This window comes from Pseudorhodobacter sp. (assembly GCF_030452865.1).
GTDB lineage: Bacteria > Pseudomonadota > Alphaproteobacteria > Rhodobacterales > Rhodobacteraceae > Pseudorhodobacter.
In genome coordinates this window covers 1-2849 of sequence record NZ_JAKDLJ010000436.1, presented here as the reverse complement: position 1 = coordinate 2849, position 2849 = coordinate 1, and the positions used below count along the sequence as shown (strand labels likewise).

Sequence of the window (2849 nt, the reverse complement as noted above, 5' to 3'; positions counted from 1 at the left end):
CGGCATGCCGTAATCGGTGAACATCAGAAAGGTCAGCGTCCGCCCGCGGATCTCATATTCCGGCACCAGATGGCGCACCAGCGTTTGAAAGAATGTCTCATCCGGAATCCATGTGGTGCGGAAAAACCGCATCACATCGCGGCGACTGTCACAAAACGCCAGCACCGCCTCGATCGTGCGCCGCCGCAGGCACCACCATTGGCTGCCAATCTGGATTTGCAGATCACCGGGCACCTTGCGCGCCAACCCCAGCCGCTTTTGCACATCCATCGAGGCATAGAACAACCATTTATGCGTGCGCTCATTGAACCAGTGGCGATAGATCAGTCGTTCGTCCTTGATGCCGGTCTTGATCCAGTCCGATTTGAAGAAATCAACGCTTTCGACATAATCGACCTCCTCCCGGTCGAGCAGATCATGGGCATATTCCGCCGATTTGATCGGCATACAATCGCCCGAAAGCATATAAAAATGCGTCGCGCGCGGAAAAGCATCGGCCGCCGCCCGCACCGCCAGCAATGTCGCCGCGACAAGGCTCCACCCGCCCCAGCCGCATTTCAACCGCTTGGCGGTAAAGGTCACCGAAGCGTTGTCGGAAAGTCGCGCCCTGAGCGCATCAAAATGGCTGTTGCTGGCGCGCGCATCGAAATGGATGGCAACATAATCGCCAGCGGCGGTCAGCCGCTCCGCCTGCGCGATAACCCCCTCTGGGTCCTTGTGGCACAATAGAATGTAGGCGATTTTTGCCATATACAGAAACCCTTAGCCCTCTTTTGGGTCATTGTTTCTATAAATAGCTTTATCGGTCATTGAAATGACAGAGTTTCTTTGTTCTTTGCTATGAATTAGTGTCAAACGCCCGATGATGCCGGGCGTTACGTTACGGAGGCAGAAGTTAATGGGTTTTCCCGGTACATGGATGACGCAAAGCGAAAGCGTCATCTACCGCGTCGTTCCGAAATGTGCCTGCTCCACCATCGGGCAGATCATGTTCTATTCCGATCACAAACGCTTCTTTGATGGCGACATCCACGATTCAACCTCCGGTCTGCACAAATGGGCGCAGGAAGGTAGTCAGGCGCTGATCGAACGCTCGGTGAAGGCGCAAAAGACCTATGCCTTCACCTGTGTCCGCAACCCATATACCCGCATCCTGTCGTCGTTCTTTGACAAGATCTGCGGCATCCAGCGCAACGGCAAACGCTATCGCGGCAATATGGTGCCGCTCTTGATCCAGAAATACGGGATTGAGGTCGGCGGCGATGATGGCAAGCAGGACTTCGACCAGATCAAAAGTTTCCGTCGTTTCCTGCTGTTTGCCCGCGACACCATCCGCTGGCGCAAACCGATGGAGCCTGACATCCACTGGTCGGCAATGTCGGGCCATGTCGCGACCTTCATCGCCAATGGCGGGCGCTACGACAAGGTGTTCTTCACCGAGAAATTCAACGAAGGCATGCAGGACGTTCTGAAACACATCAAAACGCCGCACAAGGTTGATCTGAAAACCATTCCGCGCTTCAACGAAAGCGAAGGCCACGGCCCGAAGCGTGCCCATCCGGTGGAGGATTATTTCGACGATCTGTCGATGCATCTGATCTGGGAAATCTACAAACGCGACTTCCAGCTTTTCAAGTATGATTTTGAAAACCCCGCCAACAAGATGCCAATGGGTGAGGTTGATCTCGACGAGGTTCATGCCAAACTGGGGGATTAGCAATGCGCCGCGTCTTTGGCTGGCTGCGGGGCCGGGTGGAACTTGGCCCCTTGCTGATTTTTCTCGCAGTCGCTTCCGGGTTCTGGGCCTTTTTCGCCCTGTTGGAGGAGGTGCGCGAGGGTGAAACCCTCGGCTTTGACGAACGCATCCTGCTGGCTTTGCGCGCGCCCGGCGACCTCTCGCAACCCGTTGGCCCCCCGGCCCTGCATGAACTCATGCGCGATTTCACCGCGCTTGGCGGTGTCGGCGTTCTCACCCTGCTGACGCTGGTGGTCGCGGGCTTTCTGTCGCTGCAACGCAACCGCGCCACTGCGGTCTTTCTGCTTGCGGCAGTTGGTACCGGTATCCTTGTCAGCACTCTGTTCAAGGAGTTTGTCGCCCGCCCCCGCCCCGATCTGGTGCCGCATGGCTCCATCGTCGGCAGCCCCAGCTTTCCCAGCGGCCATTCGCTGATGGCGACGCTGGTATACCTCACTCTTGCGATCACCATCGCCCGTACCCAATCGCAACTGCGGATCAAAACCTATGTTGTGCTGGTTGCTGTCGCCCTCTCGCTGGCAGTCGGTATCAGCCGCGTCTATCTCGGCGTCCACTGGCCCAGTGATGTCCTTGCTGGCTGGGCGCTTGGCGCAGCATGGGCGCTCGGCTGCTGGGGCATCGCAGAATGGCTCGAACGCCGCCGCCGAATGTTTTCAAAAAGCAAAACCGTTGACAGCTGAGCAAAAAAAACGCCGCGTCTTCTCTGCTCAAATATCCATCGTTCCAGATATCACAGCGCGCCACCTTCGCCAATCGCATCAAAGACCGGCCAAATATCCGTGGAAACGGCGCGCGGTGATGGCCCCGTTGGGGCTTGAACCGCGCGCCTCCCGTCAGACCACGCCAGCGTGAACAAAAAGCGCCTTCAAATCCGCCTCCGGCCGCGCGCCGATATGGCTTATGACCTCCGAGGCCGCGATATTGCCCATCCGCGCCGCCGCTTGCAGATCATACCCATTGGTCATACCCCACAAGAACGCCCCGGCAAACAAATCCCCGGCGCCGGTCGCATCGACAATCTGCGTCGGGACCGCAGGCAGATGCCAATGCTGACCATCCGTCAGAACATGCGCACATTCGCGCCATCGGTGCA

General features: G+C 57.5%; 4 protein-coding genes. 2 read left to right on the top strand and 2 right to left on the bottom strand.

The features are described 5' to 3' along the window. Positions 1-750 (bottom strand): beta-1,6-N-acetylglucosaminyltransferase (locus tag L0H65_RS17660; protein ID WP_301460534.1); only part of this gene is annotated, 750 nt, incomplete at its 3' end. A 148-nt stretch (positions 751-898) separates the two neighbouring features. Here L0H65_RS17660 and L0H65_RS17655 point away from each other — a divergent pair. Together L0H65_RS17655 and L0H65_RS17650 are read left to right on the top strand one after the other, a co-directional pair. Further along, positions 899-1717: a sulfotransferase family protein gene (locus L0H65_RS17655; RefSeq protein ID WP_301460533.1), complete on the top strand. Its 819-nt coding sequence runs from the start codon at positions 899-901 to the stop codon at positions 1715-1717. Between the two features lie 2 nt (positions 1718-1719). Beyond that, on the top strand, positions 1720-2436 hold the full coding sequence (locus tag L0H65_RS17650; protein WP_301460532.1) for a phosphatase PAP2 family protein: 717 nt from the start codon (positions 1720-1722) through the stop codon (positions 2434-2436). 153 nt (positions 2437-2589) lie between these two features. On the opposite strand, the gene L0H65_RS17645 is transcribed toward L0H65_RS17650, so the two are convergent. Next, positions 2590-2849, bottom strand: a 260-nt coding sequence (locus L0H65_RS17645) for a PfkB family carbohydrate kinase (protein ID WP_301460531.1), incomplete at its 5' end; no start/stop codon positions are given.

What these genes read in the sequence shown, in the direction of transcription:
- L0H65_RS17655 (WP_301460533.1), top strand. Translation starts at nt 899, where the DNA reads ATGGGTTTTCCCGGTACATGGATGACGCAAAGCGAAAGCGTCATCTAC.
- L0H65_RS17650 (WP_301460532.1), top strand. Translation starts at nt 1,720, where the DNA reads ATGCGCCGCGTCTTTGGCTGGCTGCGGGGCCGGGTGGAACTTGGCCCC.